Genomic DNA, 25,752 nt, shown 5'->3' on the forward strand with positions numbered 1-25,752 from the left:
AAGTTTTTTAGTCTTGGTGTAAGTGTCATTTGGTTGCAAAGATAATTATTTTTTTTTAAATCCGCAAACTCTCGGAAGAACTTTTTGCCATTTGGGAAATAATTGCTACTTTTGCACCTTCAAAAGGTAAACTACAAGGCAGTCATGCAAAAGATAAACAAAATACCTCATCCACTGATAGCTATCATCCCCGTCGTTGTGCTGATAGGCTTTCTGGGGGTGGTGATTGCGCTGTTTGGTAGCGACTCGCTGAATGGCGGCAGTCAGATAGCGTTGCTCATGGGTATGGCGGTATGTGTCTGTCTGTCGATGGCCGTCTATCGGATGTCGTGGAAGACGTTTGAACAGCAGATCAAAAAGACTTTGGGCGAGGTGAGCATCACACTGCTCATCCTGTTGTGTGTGGGCATGTTGGCTGGCTCGTGGATGATCAGCGGCATTGTGCCCACCTTAATATATTATGGTGTGCAGCTGATGTCGCCACAGCTTTTCCTAGTGTCGTCGTGTGTCATCTGTGCCTTGGTGTCGCTGCTGTCGGGTAGCTCGTGGACCACCATCGCTACCATCGGCGTGGCATTGCTGGGCATCGGTCATGCCTTGGGAATGTCAGAGGCGTGGACAGCAGGCGCCATCATCTCTGGTGCTTATTTCGGCGATAAGATGTCACCGTTGAGCGATACCACCATCCTGGCCTCGTCGGCTACGGGTACAGACCTCTTTGTGCATATCCGATATATGATGTACACCACCGTGCCTACCTTCCTGATAACGATTGTCATCTTCTTCGTGGCTGGTCTGGGGACAGACAGCGCTGTGGAGGTGCAGGTGGGTGCGTACTCTGAGGGGCTTGCCAACAAGTTCAATATCTCGCTATGGACACTCTTGGTACCCATATTGACAGGTGTGCTGATTGCCAAGCGTGTACCCTCGCTCATTGTGCTCTTTGCCTCGTCAGTCATGGCAGGCATCGTGGCATTGATTCTTCAACCACATATCCTCTGTGAGGTGGCAGGAGCGGAGATGACTTCATCGGCCTCGATGCCGACGGTCTCGACGCTGACACGCGGACTGGCCGTCACCTATTATGGCGCCACGGCAGTAGATACAGGCGATGCCTCACTCAATGAACTGATATCAACCAACGGTATGGCAGGTATGCTGAACACCATCTGGCTGATACTCTGTGCCATGTGTTTTGGTGCCGCTATGGTGGCCAGCCGGATGATTGAGAGCATTACGGGGGTCATCCTGCGATGGGTACGTAGTAGGGTAAGTCTGGTGTCATCGACGGTGGGTACGGGTATCTTCCTGAACATCACTACTGGCGACCAGTTTATCTCCATCGTACTCAATGCCGACATTTATAAAGAGGTGTATCGGGAGGAGGGCTACGAGAGCCGACTGCTGAGTCGTACCACAGAGGATGCCGCCACGGTGACCTCTGTGCTCATTCCCTGGAATACCTGTGGCATGACGCAGTCAACGGTGCTGGGAGTCCCAACGCTGACCTATCTGCCCTATTGTTTCTTTAATCTGATTAGTCCGCTGATGTCTGTCATCGTGGCTGCCATAGGCTGGAAAATCACAAAACGTAAAAATGAATAGCAAGGAATTGGAGAATAAGCGTATTGCCGTGCTGCTGTCAGGTGGTGTCGACAGCTCGGTCGTGGTCTATGAGTTTGCACGACTGGGCCTGCATCCTGACTGCTTCTATATCAAGATTGGTCCTGAGGAGAAGGAGGAGTGGGACTGTAGCAGCGAGGAGGATATGGAGATGGCTACGGCTGTGGCACATAAGTATGGCTGTAAATTAGAGGTCGTTGACTGTCATCGCGAATACTGGGATCAGGTAACGAAATATACGATGGACAAGGTGCGTGCAGGACTGACGCCCAATCCCGATGTGATGTGTAACCGCATCATCAAGTTCGGTGCTTTCCATGAGAAGCGTGGCCATGACTACGACCTTATCGCCACGGGCCATTACGCTCAGACAGAGATCATCGACGGTAAGAAATGGCTCACCACCAGTCCCGATCCTGTGAAGGACCAGACCGACTTCCTTGCCCAAATCTACGACTGGCAACTGCAGAAGGCCATTTTCCCCATAGGTCACTACGTCAAGGATGAGGTGCGCCAGATTGCTGAGCGTGAACACCTGGTCAACGCCAAGCGCAAGGACTCGCAGGGCATCTGTTTCCTGGGCAAGATTAACTATACCGACTATATAAAGATGTATGTGGGTGAACTGCCCGGCGATGTCATCGAACTGGAGACGGGCAAGCTGATAGGCCGTCATAATGGACATTGGTTCTATACCATCGGTCAGCGTAAAGGCCTCGGCTTTGGCGGTGGTCCTTGGTTTATCGTGAAGAAAGATGTGGAGAAGAATGTCCTGTATGTGTCTCATGGCTACGACCCAGACACGGCCTATAAGCAGGACTTCCCCATTCACGGTTTCCACAGCATCAACGGTGAGATGCCCGATAGCGAAATTACCTTTAAGATACGTCACACGCCGGAATACCATCCTGCTACGTTAGAGCAGGTGGGCGAGGGACGTTTCATCATCCATTCTCAGGACCGTATCCATGGGGTGGCACCAGGGCAGTTTTGTGTTATTTACGATAATCGCCACCACCGTTGTTACGGCAGTGGCGAGATTACGGTTTAACGCTTTCGTTGCCTCGTTATAACGTTATTTCGTTATAACGTTATTTCGAAACTAAATATCAAAAGTCTTAAAGGCATAGCCTTGTTCTTTGAGCCATTTGATGCTTTGTGGCAAGGCCGTCTTTAGCTTCTCTATCGACTTCAGGGAGTCGTGGAAGGTGATGATAGAGCCGTTACGGGCGTATTTCTTCACGTTGTTCACCACCTCTTCGGCCGTCAGCCACTTGGAATAGTCGCGGGTGACGACGTCCCACATCACCACCTTGAACTTCCTGCTGAGCCAGGCATACTGGCTCAGGCGCATCCAACCATGGGGCGGACGCATCAGTCGACTGTGGATATAGGCGTTGGCCTTCTCCACATTATAACTATATTCCTTGATGGTATGTCGCAAGCCGCCGATGTGGTTATGGGTGTGGTTGCCCACACCATGTCCTTCGTCCAGTATCTGTTGGAATAGCTCAGGATACTTCCTGACATTGTCGCCTACACAGAAGAAGGTGGCCTTAACACCTTCGGTCCGCAATACGTCCAGAATAAAGGGCGTAGCCTCAGGGATGGGACCGTCATCGAACGTCAGATAGACTGCTCGTTCGCGACGGTCCATTCGCCATAGGGCCTTAGGGTAAAGCCATCTCAGATAGACGGCGGGTTGCTCAATAAACATATCTCTTTTTTAACGTTGTGGCATACGACCACCTTTCTTGGTATACAGGTCGAGTAGCGTATAGAGCCTGTCAGAGTAGTTGTCAGCCAACTTCGAGTCAATACTCTCGGCAATGGTGATCAGCTTCTGCATGATGTAGAACATATGCAGTTGGCAGTTATACTCCTCGCCCTTGAACTTATCCTTGTCTAATGACAGGAAGAATGTGACATACTGGTCTGACTTCTTCCACAGCGTGTCCACCAACTTCTTGGCACGGGCATTGTCGCCGATGGCTGCATAGGTCTGAGCCATCTCAATAGAGTAGCCTTGGTAGTCGTGGGGCACGTTACACTCGGGCAGCTCCTTCTCGGCACGGGCCAGCACCTCTGCGGCACGCTTGTTGTCGCCCTGGGCAGCCAGGTTCATGGCGAGCTTCACCAGCAGACGACGGTGGGTGTAGCACATACGCATCACCGTCTCGTCGAGATAGACGCCAGGCTCGCTGATGCCTCCGAACTTGAAGCGCTTCATCACGTTAGTGTAGGTCTTCTCAGTATCGAAGTTGGTCATGCCGGGCAACGGATTCTCGTTGATATTCGTGGTGAACGGCGTGATGCGGTTGGCCAGTCCTTCCTGTACGAAGTTATCGCCCAGGTTCATATAGTTCTCCTCACCTACGGTATAAGCCACGTAGATAGGACGAGTCCAGTTGGCGTTGGCCAGCATCTCCAGCATCATCAGCTTGCTCTTATCCACGCCACTCAGTCCGCTCAGCGAGATGACCATGCGGTCAGGGATAGAGTCGCCCTGAATCAGCATGCCGCTCTTTTTCACAGCCTCCTTGTCGATGGTCAGATAGACAGTATCGGTGGGGATGACGTTAAGACTCTGATCCAACTGATAGTAAGGATCGTCGGCAATCTCGGGCATCTTCATCTGAGCATACATGATTGCCTCGGCCTGACGTCGCTTGAGGTCGCCATCACGATGGTCACGTACCCAGTATTTCAGGACATTCTTCAACTCGTATGGATCATCGCCAAACAGCTGGGCGGTCTCCTTAGGATACTCCTGCTGCAGCAGCGTGATAGCCTTGCGAATCTTGTTGTCCACACGGATATATTCGTTCGTGCCGGAACAGTACTCCAAGCGACTCCAGGTGATAGGTAGGGCAGGAGAGTCGTAGGCAGGACGAATCATCTGGTCGATATACCAGTCGGTCTGCAGATAAGAGAGGTTGCAGACACGGGCATCGGTACGTACGCCCTCCGTATCCTGGTTGTACCAAAGCGGGAAGGTATCGTTATCACCATTGGTGAAGATGATGGGGTTACCCTCTTCCTGCAGCGTCATCAGGTAGTTCTGACCGAAGTCGCGACAGGTGTAACGACCAGAACGGTCGTGGTCGTCCCAGGTCTGCGAGGCCATCTGGATAGGTACAGCCAGACAGGCGAGACCAATGATAGCTACAAGCCATACGGGCTTTTTCTTCAGCTTACCGCAGATAATGTCGATAAGGGCAGCCACACCAAGACCGCACCAGATAGCATAGGCATAGAACGAACCAGCATAAGCATAGTCACGTTCACGGGGCTGCTCAGGTGTCTGGTTCAGGTAGACCACGATGGCCAGACCTGTCATGAAGAACAGGAAGAACACCACCCAGAACTGCTTGATACCCTTTCTGCCGCGCATCATGGCCTGCCAGAAGATACCAATCAGACCCAGCAGCAGAGGCAGACAGTAGAACACGTTATGACCCTTGTTGTTCTTCAAGTCATCGGGCAACAGCGACTGGTCTCCAAGACGGGCATTATCGATAAAGGAAATACCCGACAGCCAGTTGCCGTGCACCAGGTCGCCATGTCCCTGAATGTCGTTCTGACGACCGGCGAAGTTCCAGAAGAAATAGCGCCAGTACATCCAGTTGCACTGGTAGTTGATGAAGAACTTCAGGTTCTTCCATTGTGTAGGCATGGTGACCATACTACCCTGACGGTAGTTCGAGGGCTCCTTGGTCTCGTTCGAACCAATGTCAGGTGAGGTGGTCCAACTGTTATAGGCTGCCACATGACGCTGGTTGTTAGAGTAGAGACGCGGGAACAGCATGTTCTGCGCATACTTGGGCTTATCCTTGGTGCTGACAATGAAATAGGTGTCGGGCTCGTCAGCGCTCTTCTTCTCCTTACGCTGGTAGATAGGTGCTCCGTCGTCCATCATCACACGTCCCTCATTGTCAATCTTATATTCCGAGCTGTAGGCCTGTCCCCAGAGCAGCGGACGGTAGCCGTACTGGTCGCGGCTCAGGTAGTTACCCAGCGTGAAGATATCCTCAGGCGAGTTTTGGTCCATCGGCGGGTTGGCTGCCGAACGGATCACAATGACGGCATAGGTAGAATAACCAATCATCAGCATCAGCAGACAGAGCAGCGTAGTATTCTTCAAGCGGGGCGAGATAAGCTGCTTCTTCATGCCAGGCACGAAGAGCACGGCAGCCAGGGCGCCCAGCACCACAACACCGATGAAGAAGGCACTCCAGCCAAAGCCGTAGAAGGGAATACCCAGCATGGCGATGGCCAACAGGAATGCGATGTTTTGACGCATCCAGCTACCCTTGGTTTCCTTGGCGGTCTGTGTCTCGTAGATAGCCCAGATAACCAGGGCCACCAGCAGGAACAGATAGATATATTCACCTGTGTTGAATGACATACCCAGCACGTTGACAAAGAACAGCTCGAACCAGCCACCTACGGTGATGATGCCTGGCACCACACCATAGAGCACGGCAGCCAGCAACACAAACGAGATGAGCAGGGCTACGATACTGCCCTTGATGTTGGCATTGGGATAGCGCTTGTAATAATACACCAGCACAATGGCGGGCAAACACAGCAGGTTCAGCAAGTGAACACCGATAGAGAGGCCCGTCATATACATAATCAGTACCAGCCAGCGGTCTGAGTGAGGCTCGTCGGCATGGTCCTCCCATTTCAGTATCAGCCAGAACACCACAGCGGTAAAGGCCGAAGAGTAGGCATAGACCTCACCCTCGACAGCCGAGAACCAGAAGGTGTCGCTGAAGGTATAGATTAAGGCGCCTACCAGTCCGCTGGCCTCGATGGCCACGAGCTTCCACGTCTCCAGCTCTTCCCATTTGTCAATGAGCAAACGGCGCACCAGGTGCGTAATACTCCAGAACAGGAACAGGATACAGGTGGCTGAAAGCAAGGCACTCATCATGTTCACCATCCGTGCCACCTGTGTGGGGTCGCTGGTAAACTGCGAGAACAGGTTGGCGGTCAACATAAAGAAAGGTGCACCAGGTGGGTGTCCTACTTCCAAGCGATAGCCAGTGGTGATAAACTCAGGACAGTCCCAGAACGAGGCTGTAGGCTCGATAGTTGAACAATAGACGAAGGCTGCCACAAGGAAGGTGAGCCATCCGAAGATATTGTCCACGAGACGGAATTGTTTCATTTTAGAGGTTTATTTTTTAACGTTAAAATTCTTTCAGTGTGCAAAGGTAGTCATTTTAAGTGAAAAATGAAGAGTGAAAAGTAAAGAATTTACTACCGCTCTACATTAATTAACAGAAGAGCCAGTTGGCACCATAAACCAGCAGCCAGTAACGCAGGAACTTGCCGATGGCGATGCTGACAAACGAGATGAGCATATTTGCTCTCGTCAGTCCTAATATCACGGTGACGGCACTACCCAGGATAGGCAGAAAGGCGAAGATGCCCATCCAGGCCCCTCGTCCTGCCATGAACCGTTGGGCACGTTCCATGTTCTTCTTCTTGATTTTCAGGTATTTTTCTATCCATTCCAGCTTGCCAAGCCGTCCCACGAAATAATTGAATATCGACCCTAACGTGTTGCCTATAGAACCGTAGATGACCAACTGCCAGCCATCAAGACCGGAGCCCAGCAGGATGAGCATCACCGTCTCGCTCGAAAACGGAAAGACGCTGCCAGCCAGGAAAGCGGCCATCAGCATGCCCCAATAGCCGTAGCCTGTCAGCAGTTCTATAAAAGCGTCCATAGATTAATGCCGGTGATTAAAAGACAAACAGCCAGAATCACAAAGAAGGCAATGTTGGTGATGCGGGATGAGGTCAACGTGAGCAGATGGGCCACCAACGGACTGGCACAGATAATCACGATGCGGATCAGTGGGTCGAAATGCTGAGGTTGTAACGCAATAAACAACATCACCAGCAGCATAATCAGTGTAAAGAACCCAAAGAGCATACGGATGCGGATTTTGTCTTCAAAGCTGTTGCGCCAGAAATGAATGATGCCTGATACCGACAGTATCAGCAAAAAACAATAAACCAGCAGCTGGTTAGGTGTAATCTGTGTATAGTCGTAAGGAAACTCAAAAGTCCCCAATAGCGCAAAATGCTGCCATACCAAGGTGAAGTCCTGAATGTAGATGAACCACAGTGCCAAAAACCAATAAGGGGTGATCAGGCCAATGATAGAGGCAGAGAGGGTGCGCAGACTGAGCGACTGTAACTGCGTCTCCATCAGCAGCCAGAGCACAGGTGCCAGGAATAGGATATGAACAAATCTCAAACTACAAAGGCTGATGCACAGGAAGGCATAAAAGACTATTCCTGTTGATAGCCTGTCTTGATAGGTGTGAAACAGCAGTAGGGTGGAAATGATGAATGCCAGTTGAGTGAAACCGCCAGATAACGAGGCGAATGCTTCGGGATACAGGCATGTCAGGATGAGAAAGGTGGTAGTCACCATGCGACTGCGTATCCTAATCAGTGCGTTGCTGTTGCTGATTTCCACAAACAGATAGGCTGAAGCAGTAAGACATACCAACTGAGGCCACCAGTTATGAGTGACCAGACCGGCCAGTAACCATATCAAGACAGTATAGACTGCCGCCACTGGCAGGATAATACCACTCTCTGCTATCCTGTTCTGAAGTCGCTTCACCTTATCCCTTCACCTTTGACCTTCGGTCTAGTCTGCTCTCGCTCGACAATGGTCAAGTAAACTTGCCATTGTTCTCGCTTAATCGCAGCCTTCACTTTTCACCTTTCACCTTTCACCTTTCACTTTTCACCTTTCACCTTTCACCTTTCAAAGATCCTTACCAATGTCCCTGCGGAAATATTGGTCTGTGAACTTAATTTTCTGAGCTTCGGTAAACGATTTCTTCAGTGCTTCCTCCTTATCTTTACCGTAAGAAGAGACCGCAATGACGCGACCACCATTGGTCACCACCTCACCATCCTTCAGCGCCGTGCCGGCATGGAAGACCACAGAGCCGTTGACCTGATCGATGCCAGTGATAGGATAGCCCTTCTTATATTCCTGCGGATAACCGCCGCTGACCAGCATCACACAAACGGCTGCACGCTCGTCGAACGCAATGCTACGCTGATCCAGATTGCCCTCGGCTACACCCTCAAACAGGTCCACAATGTCGCTCTTCAGACGCAACATCACGCTCTCCGTCTCAGGGTCACCCATACGACAGTTGTACTCAATCACCATAGGCTCGCCCTTCACATTGATGAGTCCGAAGAAGATAAATCCCTTATAGTCAATACCTTCTGCCTTTAAGCCCTCCACGGTAGGACGGATGATGCGGTCATCCACCTTCTGCATCCACTCCTTCGTGGCAAAAGGTACAGGACTGACGCTGCCCATGCCGCCGGTGTTCAGACCGGTGTCGCCCTCGCCAATACGCTTGTAGTCCTTGGCTTCGGGCAGAATCTTATAGTGGTCGCCGTCGGTCAGTACGAAGACAGAGCACTCAATACCGCTGAGGAACTCCTCGATGACTACACGACTGCTGGCATTGCCGAACATACCGCCCAACATCTCCTTAAGTTCCTTTTTGGCTTCGTCGAGCGTGGGGAGTATCAGCACGCCCTTGCCGGCACACAGACCGTCGGCCTTCAGCACATAGGGGGCCTCTAAGGTTTCCAGGAATGCCAGACCTTCCTGTAGGTGTTCGCCGTCAAAGGTCTCATAACGGGCTGTGGGAATATGATGACGCTGCATGAAGCCCTTGGCAAAATCCTTTGAGCCTTCCAGCACAGCACCGGCTTTTGACGGACCAATCACGGGCACATTCTTGGTGCGGACATCGGCCTTCAAATCGTCGTAGATACCCTTTACCAGTGGGTCTTCCGGTCCCACCACCACCATGTCGATGCCTTTTTCTACCACAAACTGCTTGATGGCTTCAAAATCGTCAGCCTTCATGTTAACGTTCTCTGCAATGGCAGAGCGACCAGAGGTCGAGCGCTCACCACAGTTTGATGTGCCTGCATTGCCAGGGGCAATAAACAGTTTCTCCACTCGCTCACTCTGAGCAATTTTCCAAGCCAGGGCGTGCTCGCGGCCGCCACTTCCTAAGAGTAAAATCTTCATCTCCGTTCTGTTATGTTCTAAATTTGCGTGCAAAGTTAATCAAATTATTTTTCACTACCAAGAAAAACATCATTCCGTTGACAAAAAAAAGGGCGACGCAATATTTTGCGACCGCCCTTTTGGATGGTTTCGTATAGTGAAAAGGGATTACTTACCCTCGCCTAAGGCAATCACGGCACGATTGTCGTCGTTGTTGCTGAACGGCTGCTCGGTGTCACCCTTTGCATCGGTGGTCAGACGGCTGGCATCAATACCCTTGGCAATCAAGGCTGCCTTCACGGCATCAGCACGCTGCTTGGCAATCTTCATGTTCACATTGGCATTACCAGTCTCTTTGTCAGCATAACCTGTCAACAGGATGCTGGCATTGGGGTTCTGGTTGGCCCACTTCACGATATCGTCAATCTTCGAAGCCTGCTCGGGCTTAATCTCGGCCTTACCCAGGTCAAAGAAGATGTTCTCAGTAATCTTCACGGGCTGCTTCACCACGGGCTTGGGCTCGGGTTTGGGCTCGGGTTTGGGCTCAACATAAGGCTTTGCAGGTGCTACCTCGGGCTGCTTGGGCTCCTCAACGGGCTCAATGACAGGAGCGGGTTCGCTCTTCACCTTCTTATGTCCAAACTTGAAGGTAACGCCGGCCATAGCGTAAGGCCACCATTTGTTATAGTCGTAGCCGCTGGTCTTCTGAGTGATATAGTTGGCACCAGCCTCCAGGTTGATACCCCAGTTCTTTGAGATATTGAAATCAATCATACCGCCGGCCTTCCAGGCTTTGTTCCAACGGTCGGTACCCTCGCAGTTGGCATAGGTATAGTTGTCTACCCAGGCATGGGGGATAGCCAGGTTGAAGGGTGCACCGGCAATGGCGATGACGTTCACGAAGTTCCTCTGGTTGGGGAAGAACAGGTTAGAAAGGTTGAACATCATATCGAGATCGATATTGGCAGCCTTGCTCTTATATTCTGAACCATCGTCCAACTTAGCGTTCCAAGTGCTTCCGTTAGCCTGCAAACGCAGTCCGAAAACATTGGTGAAGTTGTAGCCCAAAGAAATGGCAGCCATCGGATTCCATTTACGATCGATACCCTCACCATTGAATGCTCTCATCACGCCACCCTGCACACCAACAAATGCGTGGGGATAGTCTTTTGTCTCCTGAGCGGAAACATTCATGGCAAACATGATTGCCAATGCAGAAAGTAAGATTCTGATCTTCATAATTAATTCTTGTTTTTTAGTTTGTTAGCAATTTGGGGCAAAGTTAATGCTTTTTTTTGAAAAGTCCAAATATTTTGTTAAATAATTAATAATTTTCCCCATATCGCTCCTTCGTGATGTCGTTTAGCGACCGTCCTCGGGTGTTTGGCATACCGATAAGGCCCACTACCAACGAAATCACCAGCAGTGCCACCATGCAATAGGCTGCCAGCGTGAAACCCTCACCATTCTCACCATAGATAAAGGTGAAAACGAGTCCCCAGACAGCCGACAGACCACGAACGATGAAGAACATCAGGCCTTGGGCACCAGCACGGAACTTGGCAGGGAAAAGCTCCGAGCCCCAGAGGGCATAGAACACCTGTACCGAACTACCATTGTTGAGGCCCCACAGGATGGTAAACACCCAGATGCCGGCGATACTCGTCACCGTGCCGCCAATCACCAGAATCCAGGCTGTCAGTGCTGCTGCGAGTCCGAAGATATAGAAAAAACGGTGAGCCACCTTGTCGACATAGAATGAGATGATAAAGGTGGTGATGACCACGAACACCCAGCTGACACAGCTCAGCATGTTGGCGGTCTCATTACTCAGGCCACCTGCGGTCTCATAGACATGGGGCATGAAGAAACCCATCACCGAGGCCACGAGGTTCCACGTCAGATAGATGGTTGCCAGGAAAATGACCGAACGTACAGCCACCTTATTAGTAAACAGCATCTTGATATTCTCCACGATACCGCTGCTCTTGTCACTGGCCTTCTGGTCTGTAAACTCCGCACTCTCGTCGAGCTGACGTTGCAGCGTCCATGCCACGAGGGCTACGACAAAGAGGGTGAAGAACACCACACGTGACGAGAATACCTCAACGGCTGCCTGGGCGGCCTCGGTGCCAATAACGGCGTGAGCCAGCGATTCCACAGGGGCATAGAGATAGCCACCGGGGGCAAAGAGCATACCGAAGAACAGAATGAGCATGGGACCGACACCCCATGACATCTGTGAGATGCAGATGTTACGACCTCGGTTGTTCACTTCCGACGATTCTGAGATATAGGTCCACGAAGCAGGTACACCGATACCTACCGAGATGCCTGTTATCAGGAAACCGCCCAGCAACATGGGATAGCTGAAGGAGAACATCACAATCAGCATGCCCAGCATATAGACCAGCAGGTTATAGGTGAAGATGAACTTACGTCCGAACTTATCTGCTAGGAAACCACCAATGATGGCTCCAATGGCAGCACCCATGGCGTTGGCACTCAGAGCGTTGAGCCATCCCAGATGCATCTCGCTCAGTCCCAGATAGTTCTGCCATAGCGTGATGCCGCTCGACCCCGCCACGATGGCGCCTGCGTCGAGGTAATTATTCAGAGACACAGCCAGTGTGCTCTTTAAAGAACTGGATTTTCCCATTGTCTTCTTTCGTTATAACGTTATGTCGATATGACGCCAATTTATCTTTTCGACGTCACGTCCTTCTCGTACTGTTGTATGCAGGCGATATATTCCTCACCCACAGGCACATTGTTCTTCAGGTTAAAGTAATCATATACAGCACCGAAGGGCAGACTCTTCGCCTCTTCCATCAAGGCCAGACGCTCGAAATACTGACCGTTGTCCTCATACTGACGCAACAGCTCCTTTGGCTCCAACAGAGCTTGGAGAATGCACTTTTGAGTCGCACGCGAACCTATTATATATGCTCCAATACGGTTGATGGAAGCATCGAAATAGTCGAGTCCCACATGGGCACGGTCCAAGGCATCGCAGCGCACCAGCTCCTTGAACAGGTCGAGGGTCTGGTCGTTCATGATGGTCACATGGTCAGAGTCCCAACGTACGGGACGACTTACATGCAGCATCAGCTCCGGCACATACATCAAGAGAGTAGAAACGAAGTCGCTGACGTTCTCTGTCTGCTCATAATGACCAGTATCCAGCGTGTACATCTGTTTGCGGGTAGCACAGTAGGCAGTATAGAAATCATGAGAGCCTACGGTATAGCTCTCCAGACCGATACCAAACAACTTGGCCTCGAAGCAGTTCTTCACGCCGTCAAGTTTCTCTGCCATAATCTCGTCGAGCGAGGCAGCCAGAATCTCACGATACTTCTTACGCTGTACAGGCACATCCTTCGAACCGTCGTGCACCCAGATATTCATGATACAGGGGTCGCCCTGAGCCTTACCCATGGCATCGGCAATACGACGGCAACGCTTGGTATGCTCAATCCAGAAGTCACGGATGCTCTTGTCGGGGTTGCTTAGGGTGAGGTTGCCACTCTTGGGATGCGAGAACGATGTGCTGTTGAAGTCCAGTTTCATATTGTTCTCTTTAGCCCAGTCAATCCAGCTCTGGAAATGCTTCACCTCCACCTCGTCACGGTCAACGAACTGTCCGCCGAAGTCACCATAGATCTCGTGCAGGTTCAGACGATGGTTGCCACCCAGCAGGGTCTTCACAAACTCGATGTCCTGACGCACCTCGTCAATATTCCGGGCACGACCGGGGTAGTTACCTGTGGTCTGGATACCACCGCTCAGGGCCTCGTTACGTTCGAAGCCCACCACATCGTCGGTCTGCCAGCAATGCAGGGAGATCTGCTGCTTCTGGAGCTGCTCTAATACTGCGTCGGTATTGACGCCAATGGCTGCATAGCGGTCCTTAGCTACGGCATAAGCCTGTTCAATAAGATTTGCTTTCATTTTTTTATATTGTTATTTTGTAGTTTGTTATTTCGTTATTACGTTATTTCGTTATTACGATATTTCGTTATCTCGAAGTGATTGTTAAGAATTTCTTATAGGCCGCATCCCAAATCTCTTTGTCCTGGGGCTCGTACCTAACCAGCTCTGTCGAGTTGGCGATGATCTGACGCATCTCCCAGATATCCTTCACCATACCGGCGGCCTGAGCTTGTAGCATGATATTGCCGATGGCGGTGCATTCCTGCGGACCAGCCAGCACGGTGGCACCGGTGGAGTTGGCCGTAAACTGGTTGAGGTACTTATTCAGACTGCCGCCGCCAATGATATGCAGCACACTCACTGTGCTCGACGATTCCGTTGTCGAGCCCCTGAACTCCTGCAACCATTCAAACACCTGCCTATACCGCAATGCCAGCGAATCAAAAATACAACGACAGATCTCAGCCGGTGTCTCGGGCACAGGCTGATTGGTTTGACGGCAGTACTGCTGGATAGCCTCAATCATACTTGTGGGTGCCGCAAAGAGCGCATCGTCGGGGTTGATGAGACTGCGGAAAGGTTCTACGTTCATGGCACTGCCCTGCAGCTCGGGGTGGGAGAGACGGCGCACCTCTTCTGGCCATTCCAGTCGGCAACGCTCGTAGAGCCACATGCCACAGATGTTCTTCAGGAAACGTGTGGTGCCTTCGATGCCCCCCTCATTGGTGAAATTTCGTTCGTAGCTTAGGTCGTTGATGATGGCATCTTGGGTCTCAATGCCCATCAGACTCCACGTGCCACTGCTCAGATAGGCAAACTGCTCATCCTTGGCGGGCACCGCAGCCACTGCCGACCCAGTGTCATGTCCGGCGACGGCAATCACAGGTACAGCACCCAGACCCGTCAACTGCTGCACCTCCTCGGTCAGCACACCAATCTTCGTTCCTGGCATCACCATCCTTCCAAACGCCTCTCTTGTCAGCCCTACTGAAGCCAACAGTCGTTCGTCCAACTGTTTTGTCCTGGGGTCGAGCATCTGCGATGTCGAGGCAATGGTATATTCGCATACCATCTCGCCCGTTAGCATCCAAGTCAGCGCATCGGGCACAAACAGTATTTTTGCGGCATGCTTTAGGGCCGAGTTGTTCTCTTTCCGCATGGCATAGAGCTGGAATAGACTGTTGAAGTTCATGAACTGGATACCTGTTATGTCATATACCTCTTTTTTTGAAATGACAGTCTTCAGGTAGTCGTCCATAGCCTCAAAGGTAATCGGGTCACGGTAAGCCCTTGGATTCCTTAGGATGGCACCGTCATCACCGATGCATACAAAGTCCACACCCCAGGTGTCGATACCTATCGAGGTGATGTCCAACCCCCTGCTGGCCACCTCTTTCAGTCCACGTATCATCTCGAAATACAGGGCATGGATATCCCAATAGTAGTGGCCGCCTTGCACAATCAGGTTGTTGGCAAATCGTGTCACCTCCTGTTGCTGCAGCTTGCCGTCTACGATATGACCGATGATGGTGCGTCCACTGGTAGCCCCCAGGTCTATGGCAAAGAAATATGACTTGTCTTGCATATCCGATAATGCTTGTTTTCTAGGTTATGAAATATTTGCTGGCAAAGGTACGACAAAATCCTTGTATAGGACATGACAATTTGATATTTAGACCGAGGTTTTTGGTAGTTTGTTTTGGAGGTTACGTGGAAAATGTGTACCTTTGCAGCCAAATTGAAACAAGATAATATAATAAGGTAAAAAGATGACATTGACAGTATTGATTATTGCACTTTTCGTGTTGGGCTATCTGTGCATTGCCCTGGAAAGTGTGCTCGAAATCAACAAGGCGGCCATCGCACTGCTGATGTGCGTGGGATGCTGGACTTTGCTGATGGTGGGCGTACAGGGATTCTTCCCTGAGGTGGCCGATGGCGTCGGCTATGTCTCATCTCGCATCCAGCACCATCTGGGCGATGCAGGCGAGACGCTGTTCTTCCTCATGGGTGCCATGACCATCGTGGAGATTGTTGACTCTAACGGTGGTTTCAACTTTGTGCGTGACGCCATCAAGACGCGCTCTAAGCGGAAACTGATGTGGCGTGTGGCTTTCATGACGTTTTTCCTGTCGGCCATCCTCGACAACCTCACCACATCGATTGTGATGATTATGGTGCTGCGCAAACTGGTGCGGAGCCGCGAGGAGCGTCTGATCTATGCAGGTCTTATCATCATCGCAGCCAACTCGGGTGGCGCTTTCTCGCCCATCGGCGACGTGACCACCATCATGCTGTGGATCAAGGGCGTTATCACCACACAAGGCGTGCTGACCGAGATATTCATCCCGTCGCTCGTATCCATAGTGATTCCGGCACTCATCCTGAGCCTCTCGCTGAAAGGAAAGTTTGACAAAGAACAGAACCTGAAGGTCAACGAGGTGTCGGCATTCACCAAGAACCAGCGTAAGATAATCTTCGCTCTGGGCGTGGGTGGTCTGATCTTCGTTCCCATCTTCAAGACGCTGACCCACATGCCGCCGTTCATGGGCATCCTGCTGGTGTTGGGTGTGCTGTGGACCGCCACGGAGGTGTTCCATCGTATGCAGCAGACAAGTGAGGATGACACGATGGCAAAACGTGTCACCGACCTGCTCTCAAAGATAGACCTCTCCACCATCATGTTCTTCCTGGGCATCCTCATGGCAGTGGCCGTACTGCAGGAGATTGGTGTGCTGACAGCCATGGGTGAGGGACTCAACGAAGCCTTTGCCGGCAACTACTACCTCATCAACGGTATCATCGGTGTGCTGTCGTCCATCGTCGACAACGTGCCTCTGGTGGCTGGCTGTATGGGTATGTATCCTGTGGCTGCCGAAGGTGCTATGGCCATCGACGGAATCTTCTGGCAACTGCTGGCCTATTGTGCCGGTGTGGGCGGCTCTATGCTGATTATCGGCTCGGCTGCCGGCGTGGTAGTGATGGGATTGGAGAAGATATCCTTCGGCTGGTACCTGAAGAAGATAACATGGATAGCCTTCGTGGGCTATCTGGCCGGTATCGGTTGCTACTGGGTAGAGAAACTCTTCTATTGATTTCTCAACTCACTGGGCTTCCGGCCCGTCTTGAGTTTGAATTTTGCAGAGAAATAGTCTGGCGACTCGAAGTCGAGTCGGTAGGCTATTTCTTTTATGCTCATATCGGTGGTGCTCAGCAGCTCCTTGGCACGCTGCAGACGCAGGTCTTGCTGGTAGGTGGCAGGTGAGAGTCCCGTATGCTCCTTGAACAGCTTACGGAAATTAGAGTAGCTCACGCCCATCTCTTCTGCCACCTGCTGGATGGTCAGTGGACTCTCCAGCGACTCACGAATGCGGAGTCTGGCCTTGCTGATCATCTCGACATGGGTCTGGTTACGGCTCTTCAGTTGGATATTACGTTCCAGTGAATACATCATGCCAATCAGATGATTCACGATGCCTGCCATCAACTGCTGTGAGTAGGCGGCCTCCTCCAAGGCGGCAGCATAAGCCTGCTTGTAAAGGGCCACAATCTCCGCCGAATAGCCCACATGATAGATGGGTTTGGTGGGCGACAGGAACTGCGCCCTCACACGGTCGTCGATATTCTGTCCCTTGAATCCTATCCAGTATTTCTTCCAGCCTTGCTTGCCGGTGGGGTGATAGCTGTGCCACTCGCCAGGGAAGAGCAGGAAGAAATCGCCTTCCTTCAGCGGGGCTTCCTTCACATTCCTGCTATGAAACACACCTTCACCTTCTATAATATATAGGAGCTGATACTCGGGCAGCACACGTCCTTTCTGCAACTCGAAGTAATAGCCGTCAGCATGACCTCGTGTAGGGTAGGGGTCGTTAGGACCTATCTCCTCGTAACCGATGGTGGTGACGGTAAGTCCCCACAAGGCGTCACGTTCGTTGGCAAGCATGTACTTACTAATCTGCATAGTGGTGTTTTTTACTGGTTGACCGTAGGTTGTTCACTCTTCTCAAAAGGAATACGGATCCAGAAGGTAGAACCTGTTCCTTCACCATCGCTCTCCACACCGATATTACCGCCACAGCGCTCGGCAATGCTTTTGCAGATGCTCAGTCCAAGACCAGTGCCCTGCACAAAGTCGTTCAGCTTGACAAAGCGTTCAAACACCATCGCCTGCTTCTCCTTGGGAATGCCGGCACCCGTGTCTTCACAATAGATGTAGAGATTCTTGTCCTCCTGTCTATAGCCCACCTTGATATGTCCCTGATGGGTGTATTTCACGGCGTTGGTCACGAAGTTAGTGATGACCTGCTGGATACGTCCCTTGTCGAGATAAGCATTGAAGGTGGAGTAGGGGTTCTCCTTGATAAATTGTACGCCAGGCTCCTGCACACGCTGTTCCAGCGTCTGACAGATATCATCGAAGGCTTGGGCGAAGTCCACGTCGGCAGGCTCAATGGCCAAGGGACGTGACTCGATATTCGAGGCCTCGAGAATATCGTTAATCAGTCTGAGGAGCATGTCGCAGTTGTTACGGATAATACGCATGAACTCCTGCTTGTCAGCAGCATCCTCTACCATTGGTAGAAGGTCTGAGAAGCCCACGATAGCATTTAGAGGCGTTCTGATCTCATGCGTCATATTGGCCAGGAAGGCAGCCTTCAGTCGTCCGGAGTCCTCGGCGCGGGCTGTCTCAACACGCAACTTTTCCTGAGCCTCCATCAAACTGGTGATATTTCTCGAGAGTCCGAAATATTCTACGAGTTGACCATCCTTGTTGAAGATAGGTATGCCTGAGACGGAATACCAGGTGGGTTCCTTGTCGAGCGGTGTCCTGTTGAAGGGTAGGATGACCGTATATGACTTGCCCTGCTGCATAGCACTCTGCACCTCTGTCATGGCCTGCTGACGTGCATCGGGTCTGATAGTTTCAATATAATCCTCAATGGTCTCCGTAAACTCCGTTTTGCCTGGTGTACGTGTGATGTTGATAACATTCTCGGCCGGACGGTAGCTCCAGATATACATCAGACTCTCTTCCAACAGGTAGCTGAGCTGAATCTCGTAGTGTTTGATAGTATCGTTGATGGTCTGGAGTCGTTGGTCGTGTTTACGTTGTTCCAGATACATATTGCGCTCAGCGGTGATGTCGCGGCTGGTAACGATATAATAGACCAGCTCGTCGTCATCGTTTATCACGGGACGAACGCGGAACTCAATATATTTGTTGATGCCCAACAGCGGTTCATTAAGATGCTGGCAGACGTACATGACCTCTCTTGAACCAGGCATATAGACGCCTTTGAGGTTGGGGAAACTGAAGAGTATGCTCTTCTGGAAATACAGATCGTCATCATCTGTAATCTCACAGAGCTCACGCATCTTCTTGTTGATGTCGAGTAACACACCGTCAGCATTATAGAACGACATGGCAATGAGGTTGGTGTCGAACATCTGCTTATATTTGTTCATGTCGTTCTTGATAAGCCGTTCCTCATTCACCTCGTCGGTAGTGTCCTTGATGGTATAGACAATATATTGCGGTTTGCCATGATGCTTCTCCACGACGCCGCTGCCATAGTAGCTCCTCCAATTGGGCTGTTCGGCCGTTCCATAGTTGAAGCTGAGGTGCATGTCGAAGTGATCCAAGGTGCCCATGGCCAGCTGGGAGTTGAATGTATGAAGGCGTTCTGCCTCATCATGTGGCATGTGCTTCAGGAATTCCTCTGGTCTCATGCCTTCGTCAGGTAACAGCTTGCCGTATTTGTTGCGGAGCATATTGCTCTTGAAGTCCCACTCTATCACGAAGTAGTCGCCCATGTTCAGCACCTGAACCATCATCTGCTTCAGGTCGGCACTCTCTCTCACGCTGTCGTTCACCCTTTTTCTCACCAGACGGGTAAGCATCACCACGATGATAGAAACCAGCAGGAGCCCGGCCACAATCAATAGTGCCACTGGCGAGGCATCATCGTGCTCCAGTTCCGGATGGAACCAGTGGTCGTAGATCTTCTGCAGGTCGCCGGCCTGTTCCAGTCGGGTGTACTGGTCGTCGATGATGTCAACCAGTTCCTTGTTATAGCCAATGATACGCAGCTCACCTGTGGGGATGTCGATATCGTCGAGGACGATGCTGTCAAGTCCCAGTTCCTTAATCTTATTGGTGAGTGGTACCTCGCCCCAGATGTAATATTTGTAAATGCCTTGACTGATGCCCGTCAGAGCGTCTTTAGGCGAGTGATACTCAACAGTCATGGGTAGTTTTCCCCGTTCAAAAAGGACTGTGGCAGCATAGTCGTCTTTCTTCAGCAGTAGCGTGTCGCCATGATGTAGGTCGTTAATCTTGTTCAAGACAGGTGTCGTGCTACGTCGTGCCACCTTCACGTTGTAGTAGTTAATAAACTTACGGGTGGTCACGTAAGGGGCTTTCTGATAGAAGGTGTAGAGCATGTGAATCAGGTCGGCCTCATGATTCTTAAACATATCGGTGGCCGTATGCCATTCCTGCATGACAAAGACGTGGGGAATGTCAAGCTTATCGAAGATAAGGTTGAGCACGTCGATATTATAGCCGCTGGGTTGTCCCTCACTGTCAATAAACTCATAGGGGCGGAAGTCCCAGTCACATACCATAACCAGCGGATGTTCCTCTGTATATCCGAAGTTATTTGAGGCAGGGACAGTCGCAAAGGACAGCAAGGATAATAGCACCGCTATTAACCTCTTTCCACTTCCGTACCTATATATATTTATGCTCATATTCATTTCTCTTATCTGTCATAGGGGCAAGCCCCTATGCTAGGTTATTTGACCCCTTCGGGGCCCTTTGGTCTATCCTCCCGTCACCTTTCACTTTTCACCTTTGACCTTCGGTCTAGTCTGCTCTCGCTCGACAATGGTCAAGTAAACTTGCCATTGTTCTCGCTTAATCGCAGCCTTCACCTTTCACCCTTCACCTTTCACTTTTCACCTTTCACCTTTCACTTTTCACCTCACTTCCTCACCATCTCCCTACAGATGCATGGTATGGTAATCCACACGATGGTACCCTTTCCAAACTCGGACTTCAGACGAATCCTACCGCCCATCAACTTCACCACCTCCTGGCAGATGGCCAGACCGAGTCCGCTGCTACCACTGCCAGTGGTGACAAAACGTCCGAAGACATGCTCAATCTGATCCTCGGGAATGCCGCGACCTGTATCTTGAATGGTCACCGTCAGGTCTTCACCATTATAGTCATAGCTGGCTCGGACAGAGCCTTTCGTGGTTTGCTGTACGGCATTGGTAATGATATTGTCAATGACTACAGACAAGTTAGTCAGGTCAATATCCAGCACCAGACGCTCATAGGGTGAGTCGATGAAATAGTTCACCCCAGGCTGCTGGTGTTGTGTCCACACGGACTGACAGCGACCTTCAAACACACCGGCAAAGTCGATGGGCATGGTCTTCAACTCAATCATGCCGGCATCGAGACGTGAGAGGAACAGGATGTTGTTAACCAGGGTGAGCAGATTGCGTGAGTTGTTCTTGATCTCCTCGATAAAGAACCGCTCGTCCTCGGCGCTATGCTCCATGTCAAAGAGCTCGGCAAAGCCCACCACAGAGGTCAGCGGGGTACGAATCTCGAAACTCATGTTGCGAAGGAAGGCATTCTTCACCGTCTCCACCTCCTGAGCTTTCACCGTCTCATGGGCCAGCTGCTCCTCAGTGGCCTTGATGTCACTAATATCACGGCACATACCGAAATAGTATTTCACCGCGCCCTTGTCATTAAAGACTGGCACGAACGAGAAATACAGGTAGAGTCGTTTCTGCCCCTTCAATCGCAGTATTGACTTGACGGCAGCCTTCACGGGCTGTTGTGTCTGGGTGTCCATGCTGTTCAGCACACGCAGGGCCGTCTTCTTCGACTCCTCAGCGGCCAGCGACAGCAAGCGGGTCTGCGTCAGCCTTTGCTGCACACGACCAATCTCGCTATAGATGGTCAGCATATGGGTGTCGGGAGAATAGTTCACAATGCGCACGCCACCGTTCGTCATCACATAGTCGATGTTGCGGATATAGTCTTTCAGCTCGTTCGTAGCTTCCTCCATCTGAACAATGTTCTTCTGCAGACGGGAATACGACTTTGCAATCTCCGTAACATCACGCCCCGTACCGTAGATAGCCAACAGCTTTCCGTCATCGTCACGGACGGGCAACAGCTGCAACTCGTAGTAGAGCTCGTCACGTTTCAAGAATTGGTTCAAGGTCCTGGGGTCGTCGGGTGACTTATAAATCTGTGTCAGGTAGGTGTACTCCATGTCATCAATCGACAGATTGGGGTCTCCTAACACGTCCTTAATCGAGATTTTTGCATCGACCACACGCTGTACGCCGCCAGGGATGGCCTTGGAGGCTTTCTCGCTCATGTCGTTGATGAAGCCGTGTTCGTCGTACGACACGTTATCGACCATAGCAGAGTTGAAGATATGGCGATAGCGCAGCATACTGTCTTTCTGCTGCTGCTGGCGCAGTCTTTTCTCCGTGATATTCGTGGTGGCACCAATGATATGTGTGGCCTCTCCGTTCTTGTTGCGCCGCAACACCGAAAAATCCACCGAGAAGGTGTAGATGTCCTTGCTGTCACCCTTGGTCACACGCACTTCAAGGTTCTCACGTTCCTTCTTCTCTTGATGGGCTATCTCGTCGATGAGCTTGCATAGGTGTTCATAATCCTCGGGTATCAGATAGTACAGCATGAAGTTGGGCGACAGCGGGAATGTTTTCTGCTTGCCTTCTGAGTTGATGCTGGTAACGGTGCGCTTTTCAATGTCAAACAGCCATACATGCACCTTACTTGTATTCAGAATAAGCGTCAGACGGGTGATGGTGCGTTGTAAGTCCATGGTGACCTTCCGCTCATACAGCCGGTAGAAGATGTAGAACATCAGCGTGATGAAAATCAGCACCAGCATGACAACGGCAATCGTCCATATCCACGAGGGAATACCTGTTTCTTTGCGCTCAGGGTAGAACCATTTGTTCTGGATGGGCTGCAGGCGTCCTGTGGAGTTAAGCAAGGCAAACACGCTGTCCATCTGCTCCAGCAGTAGGGTGTCGTTCGACATGAACTTATAGTCGCCATGAGGGACGTTCACCGGTGTCAGCTCCAGGTCTTCATAGTTGAACTTATGAATCAACCACTTCAGCGACATCGTGTTCCACACAATCTGACTGCCAGCATGGTTGTGAACATACTGCACAGCCTCCTGCATATCGTTATAGGGGATGGCATTCTTGCCCCATCCGCGCCCTTGCATCAGGTGGTGGCTGAAGCTGCCGCCATGCACCAGCACACGATGGTTGGCCAGGTCGTCAATAGTCTTGATAACCACGGGCTCGTCCTTCCTATGCACCACACTATGGGTGAAGATCTGGATGACGCTCTTGCCATACTGTGCATATTCATTATGGAAATGGGCATCCATGCCGCACATCAGGTCGGCACGTCCGGCCTTCAGGTCGTTCAGGGCATCCTGTGTGGGCTTTAGCTTTATACGGTAGGGTATGTCCAACTCATTGAAGATCATCCTCAGCAGGTCGATATTATAGCCCACGGCCTCGCCGTTCTCATTCAGGAAGACGTAAGGCCACAGGTCCCAGGCATCCTCATACACCAACGGATTCTCTTCGGTATATTCCTTGGCAGGAACCTCCGGTGTCTCCGTGGTCTGAGCATGGACTGGTGCAGCAAACGCTATTAAAAGGAACAGCAATACAAATACCATGTCTTAGGCTATTTGATAATCTTCTGACTCTTATGACCGGTCTTGACGATATAGATGCCTTTAGGCAGGTTGTCGATGATACTTGTTGTGGGCTTCGAGGCGCTGAACACGGCCTCGCCCTTCATATTATAAATAATAAGGTGTTCGCCATCGGCCACCTGTACATGGAGTTGCCCATCTTTCACCCTCACAGTCGACAGGTCGTTCTTAGTCGTTGTGATGGCATCGACACTGCCGTTCGAAAAGAACAGTTTCTGCAGTGAGGCCAGTGGCAGACGTTGCTCGCCGCCATTGGTCAACGTCATGATCATGTCGTTGCTGTCGAAGGTTATCTTCTGAATTTGACTCAACTCATATTGTGTCTCGTTATTGGTCTGACTGATGGCTAAATATTTGTAGTTGTCTGAAAAACCACTGACGCTAAACACGAGTGCAAGAAGAGTCAAAAGGGTTCTTATTGTTTTCATAAGCTTAACATTTTGGTGCAAAGATATGAAATAATTTGGTAAAAAGCGCCTTTGCCTTGCTTTTTTTTGTAAAAAACTCTGTATTTTGTTGTACAATTCAAATAAAAGTGCTAAATTTGTCAGCAGAATCAACTAAACGTAATAATTATGATAGACGTAAAAGAGACTTTACAGCAGGCTGAGGAACGCATGGAGATGGCTGCCATGTTCCTGGAAGAGGAACTGAACCGCATCCGTGCCGGCCGAGCTAATGTCGCCATCCTCGATGGCGTCCGTGTGGAATCCTATGGTAGCCGCGTGCCCCTCAACCAAGTGGCTACGGTCAACTGCCCCGATGCGCGTACCATCGCCATCAAGCCTTGGGACAAGAAGCAGATCCGTGATATTGAAAAGGCTATCATGGATAGCGACGTAGGCATCACGCCCGAAAACAATGGTGAGGTTATCCGTCTGGCCATCCCGCAGCCCACTGAGGAGCGCCGTCGCGACCTGGTGAAGCAGTGCAACAAGATTGCCGAGAAGGCTAAGGTTGAGGTGCGCAACGTTCGTGGCGACATCAAGGAGAAACTGAAGAAGGCCATCAAAGACGGTCTCTCTGAGGACAACGAGAAGGATGCCGAGGACCAGTTGCAGAAGCTGCACGACAAGTACATCAAGAAACTGGATGTGCTCATCGAGGCAAAGAACAAGGAGATTATGACAGTCTAATTCTCCATTCTCAATTCTCAATTCTCAATTAATTGAAAGGTCTTGTCGTAAAGAACACAGGCAGTTGGTACACCGTCCAGGCAGACGATGGCCAACTGTTTGATTGTAAGATAAAGGGAAATTTCCGACTGAAGGGCATTCGCTCTACTAACCCTGTGGCCGTGGGCGACAGGGTAGAGTTTGATGGGGGCTTTATCTCGTCTATCGAGGACCGCCGTAATTACATCATCCGCAAGAGCATCAACCTCTCCAAGCAGAGTCATATCATCGCCGCCAATGTGGATCAGGCCTTCCTGGTGGTCACCGTGGCCAACCCGCAGACCAGCACCACATTCATCGACCGCTTCCTGGCGTCGGCCGAGGCCTACCGTGTGCCGGTGGTGCTCATCTTCAATAAGACCGACCTGCTCGACGAGGATGAACGACGTTATCAGGAGGCGATGGTCAACCTCTACGAGACCATCGGCTATGAGTGTCGGCAGATCTCCGCTGAGACGGGTCAGGGCATCGACGACCTCCGTCCGCTGCTCGAAAACAAGATCACCGTACTCAGCGGCAATAGTGGGGTGGGGAAGTCCACCCTCATCAATCGTCTCGTGCCAGGCGTCAACCTCCGCACCGCCGAGCTCTCCGATGCCCACAACATGGGCATGCACACCACCACCTTCTCCGAGATGATTCCCATCCCTTCACCCTCTCAACTTTCACCTTTCACCTCTCCCCTTTCACCTTTCACCTCTCACCCTTCACCTTCATACCTCATTGACACTCCAGGCATCAAGGGTTTCGGCACCTTCGACATGGAGCCTGAGGAGATTACCGGCTATTTCAAGGATATCTTCCATTTCTCCAAGGACTGCCGTTTCTCCAACTGCACCCACACCCACGAACCGGGCTGTGCCGTGCTCAAGGCCCTCGAGGACCATTATATTGCCGAGAGCCGCTACCAGTCCTACCTCTCCATGCTTGATGATAAGGACGAAGGCAAATACCGTGAGTCACAGTAAATTATCTGTGTTATCTGTGAGATCTGTGTGAGATAAGATTTCTGTGATTTCCGTGATTTCTGTGTGACATAAATTATCTGTGTTATCTGTGAGATCTGTGTGAGATAAAATTTCTGTGATTTCCGTGATTTCTGTGTGACATAAATTATCTGTGTTATCTGTGA

Annotated in this window: 18 protein-coding genes; 5 read left to right on the forward strand and 13 right to left on the reverse strand. The window is 50.9% G+C overall.

Going from position 1 to position 25,752, the window contains the following annotated elements; all coding sequences use genetic code 11:
* Positions 1–144 precede the first annotated feature (144 nt).
* Positions 145–1,605 (forward strand): Na+/H+ antiporter NhaC family protein, encoded by a 1,461-nt coding sequence (locus Q0R57_RS05575; protein WP_294744463.1) that lies wholly within the window; start codon positions 145–147, stop codon positions 1,603–1,605.
* On the forward strand, positions 1,598–2,674 hold the full coding sequence (mnmA, locus tag Q0R57_RS05580; protein ID WP_294744465.1) for a tRNA 2-thiouridine(34) synthase MnmA: 1,077 nt from the start codon (positions 1,598–1,600) through the stop codon (positions 2,672–2,674). Before Q0R57_RS05575 ends, mnmA begins: the two co-directional genes overlap by 8 nt.
* Positions 2,675–2,725: 51 nt before the next feature.
* Here mnmA and Q0R57_RS05585 read toward each other — a convergent pair whose 3' ends face one another.
* From Q0R57_RS05585 to Q0R57_RS05625, 9 genes are all read right to left on the reverse strand, one after another.
* Positions 2,726–3,340 carry a polysaccharide deacetylase family protein gene (locus tag Q0R57_RS05585; protein ID WP_294744467.1) on the reverse strand — a complete coding sequence of 205 codons (615 nt, stop codon included), beginning with the start codon at positions 3,338–3,340 and terminating at the stop codon, positions 2,726–2,728.
* A gap of 9 nt (positions 3,341–3,349) precedes the next feature.
* Positions 3,350–6,799, reverse strand: a complete 3,450-nt coding sequence (locus tag Q0R57_RS05590; RefSeq protein WP_294744469.1) for a DUF2723 domain-containing protein — start codon at positions 6,797–6,799, stop codon at positions 3,350–3,352.
* 109 nt (positions 6,800–6,908) lie between these two features.
* Positions 6,909–7,364: a VTT domain-containing protein gene (locus Q0R57_RS05595; protein ID WP_294744471.1), complete on the reverse strand. Its 456-nt coding sequence runs from the start codon at positions 7,362–7,364 to the stop codon at positions 6,909–6,911.
* Positions 7,349–8,275 (reverse strand): hypothetical protein, encoded by a 927-nt coding sequence (locus Q0R57_RS05600; protein ID WP_294744473.1) that lies wholly within the window; start codon positions 8,273–8,275, stop codon positions 7,349–7,351. The genes Q0R57_RS05595 and Q0R57_RS05600 overlap by 16 nt, the downstream gene beginning before the upstream one ends.
* A gap of 147 nt (positions 8,276–8,422) precedes the next feature.
* Positions 8,423–9,724 (reverse strand): phosphoribosylamine--glycine ligase, encoded by a 1,302-nt coding sequence (gene purD, locus Q0R57_RS05605; protein WP_294744474.1) that lies wholly within the window; start codon positions 9,722–9,724, stop codon positions 8,423–8,425.
* Positions 9,725–9,871: 147 nt separating this feature from the next.
* Complete coding sequence (locus tag Q0R57_RS05610) at positions 9,872–10,942, reverse strand: OmpA family protein (RefSeq protein ID WP_294744475.1); 1,071 nt, start codon at positions 10,940–10,942, stop codon at positions 9,872–9,874.
* Between the two features lie 85 nt (positions 10,943–11,027).
* Positions 11,028–12,362: an MFS transporter gene (locus Q0R57_RS05615; protein ID WP_294744477.1), complete on the reverse strand. Its 1,335-nt coding sequence runs from the start codon at positions 12,360–12,362 to the stop codon at positions 11,028–11,030.
* Positions 12,363–12,403: 41 nt separating this feature from the next.
* Positions 12,404–13,654: an L-rhamnose isomerase gene (locus Q0R57_RS05620; RefSeq protein ID WP_294744479.1), complete on the reverse strand. Its 1,251-nt coding sequence runs from the start codon at positions 13,652–13,654 to the stop codon at positions 12,404–12,406.
* Between the two features lie 67 nt (positions 13,655–13,721).
* Entirely contained in the window at positions 13,722–15,221 is a 1,500-nt protein-coding gene (locus Q0R57_RS05625; protein ID WP_294744481.1) for a rhamnulokinase family protein, read from the reverse strand.
* Positions 15,222–15,405: 184 nt separating this feature from the next.
* Between Q0R57_RS05625 and nhaD the strand changes: the two genes are divergently transcribed.
* Positions 15,406–16,731, forward strand: coding sequence for a sodium:proton antiporter NhaD (gene nhaD, locus Q0R57_RS05630; protein WP_294744483.1), 1,326 nt, complete (start codon positions 15,406–15,408; stop codon positions 16,729–16,731).
* Here the strand turns inward: nhaD and Q0R57_RS05635 are convergent.
* The 4 genes from Q0R57_RS05635 to Q0R57_RS05650 form a co-directional block, all read right to left on the reverse strand.
* On the reverse strand, positions 16,725–17,597 hold the full coding sequence (locus tag Q0R57_RS05635; RefSeq protein WP_294744486.1) for an AraC family transcriptional regulator: 873 nt from the start codon (positions 17,595–17,597) through the stop codon (positions 16,725–16,727). The genes nhaD and Q0R57_RS05635 overlap by 7 nt on opposite strands.
* An 11-nt stretch (positions 17,598–17,608) precedes the next feature.
* Positions 17,609–20,389 (reverse strand): ATP-binding protein, encoded by a 2,781-nt coding sequence (locus tag Q0R57_RS05640; protein WP_294744487.1) that lies wholly within the window; start codon positions 20,387–20,389, stop codon positions 17,609–17,611.
* A 233-nt stretch (positions 20,390–20,622) separates the two neighbouring features.
* A complete protein-coding gene (locus Q0R57_RS05645; RefSeq protein ID WP_294744489.1) occupies positions 20,623–23,406 on the reverse strand; it encodes an ATP-binding protein in 2,784 nt (927 codons plus the stop codon).
* Between the two features lie 8 nt (positions 23,407–23,414).
* Positions 23,415–23,873: a T9SS type A sorting domain-containing protein gene (locus Q0R57_RS05650; RefSeq protein WP_294744491.1), complete on the reverse strand. Its 459-nt coding sequence runs from the start codon at positions 23,871–23,873 to the stop codon at positions 23,415–23,417.
* Positions 23,874–24,020: 147 nt separating this feature from the next.
* Between Q0R57_RS05650 and frr the strand changes: the two genes are divergently transcribed.
* Positions 24,021–24,581, forward strand: a complete 561-nt coding sequence (frr, locus tag Q0R57_RS05655; protein ID WP_294744494.1) for a ribosome recycling factor — start codon at positions 24,021–24,023, stop codon at positions 24,579–24,581.
* A 32-nt stretch (positions 24,582–24,613) separates the two neighbouring features.
* The gene (gene rsgA / locus Q0R57_RS05660) at positions 24,614–25,588 is read left to right on the forward strand and encodes a ribosome small subunit-dependent GTPase A (RefSeq protein WP_294744496.1); all 975 of its coding nucleotides are present in this window, start codon (positions 24,614–24,616) and stop codon (positions 25,586–25,588) included.
* Positions 25,589–25,752: the final 164 nt, after the last annotated feature.

Origin of the sequence: uncultured Prevotella sp. (genome assembly GCF_946407605.1) — a bacterium.
Taxonomy (GTDB): Bacteria; Bacteroidota; Bacteroidia; order Bacteroidales; family Bacteroidaceae; genus Prevotella.

Bases quoted from the DNA above. Each gene is read 5' to 3' on its own strand.
- Q0R57_RS05640 (WP_294744487.1), bottom strand. From the start codon at position 20,389: ATGAGCATAAATATATATAGGTACGGAAGTGGAAAGAGGTTAATAGCG.
- frr (WP_294744494.1), top strand. From the start codon at position 24,021: ATGATAGACGTAAAAGAGACTTTACAGCAGGCTGAGGAACGCATGGAG.
- purD (WP_294744474.1), bottom strand. From the start codon at position 9,724: ATGAAGATTTTACTCTTAGGAAGTGGCGGCCGCGAGCACGCCCTGGCT.
- Q0R57_RS05585 (WP_294744467.1), bottom strand. From the start codon at position 3,340: ATGTTTATTGAGCAACCCGCCGTCTATCTGAGATGGCTTTACCCTAAG.
- Q0R57_RS05615 (WP_294744477.1), bottom strand. From the start codon at position 12,362: ATGGGAAAATCCAGTTCTTTAAAGAGCACACTGGCTGTGTCTCTGAAT.
- Q0R57_RS05595 (WP_294744471.1), bottom strand. From the start codon at position 7,364: ATGGACGCTTTTATAGAACTGCTGACAGGCTACGGCTATTGGGGCATG.
- Q0R57_RS05575 (WP_294744463.1), top strand. From the start codon at position 145: ATGCAAAAGATAAACAAAATACCTCATCCACTGATAGCTATCATCCCC.
- Q0R57_RS05620 (WP_294744479.1), bottom strand. From the start codon at position 13,654: ATGAAAGCAAATCTTATTGAACAGGCTTATGCCGTAGCTAAGGACCGC.
- Q0R57_RS05635 (WP_294744486.1), bottom strand. From the start codon at position 17,597: ATGCAGATTAGTAAGTACATGCTTGCCAACGAACGTGACGCCTTGTGG.
- nhaD (WP_294744483.1), top strand. From the start codon at position 15,406: ATGACATTGACAGTATTGATTATTGCACTTTTCGTGTTGGGCTATCTG.
- Q0R57_RS05590 (WP_294744469.1), bottom strand. From the start codon at position 6,799: ATGAAACAATTCCGTCTCGTGGACAATATCTTCGGATGGCTCACCTTC.
- Q0R57_RS05650 (WP_294744491.1), bottom strand. From the start codon at position 23,873: ATGAAAACAATAAGAACCCTTTTGACTCTTCTTGCACTCGTGTTTAGC.
- Q0R57_RS05625 (WP_294744481.1), bottom strand. From the start codon at position 15,221: ATGCAAGACAAGTCATATTTCTTTGCCATAGACCTGGGGGCTACCAGT.
- mnmA (WP_294744465.1), top strand. From the start codon at position 1,598: ATGAATAGCAAGGAATTGGAGAATAAGCGTATTGCCGTGCTGCTGTCA.
- Q0R57_RS05645 (WP_294744489.1), bottom strand. From the start codon at position 23,406: ATGGTATTTGTATTGCTGTTCCTTTTAATAGCGTTTGCTGCACCAGTC.
- Q0R57_RS05610 (WP_294744475.1), bottom strand. From the start codon at position 10,942: ATGAAGATCAGAATCTTACTTTCTGCATTGGCAATCATGTTTGCCATG.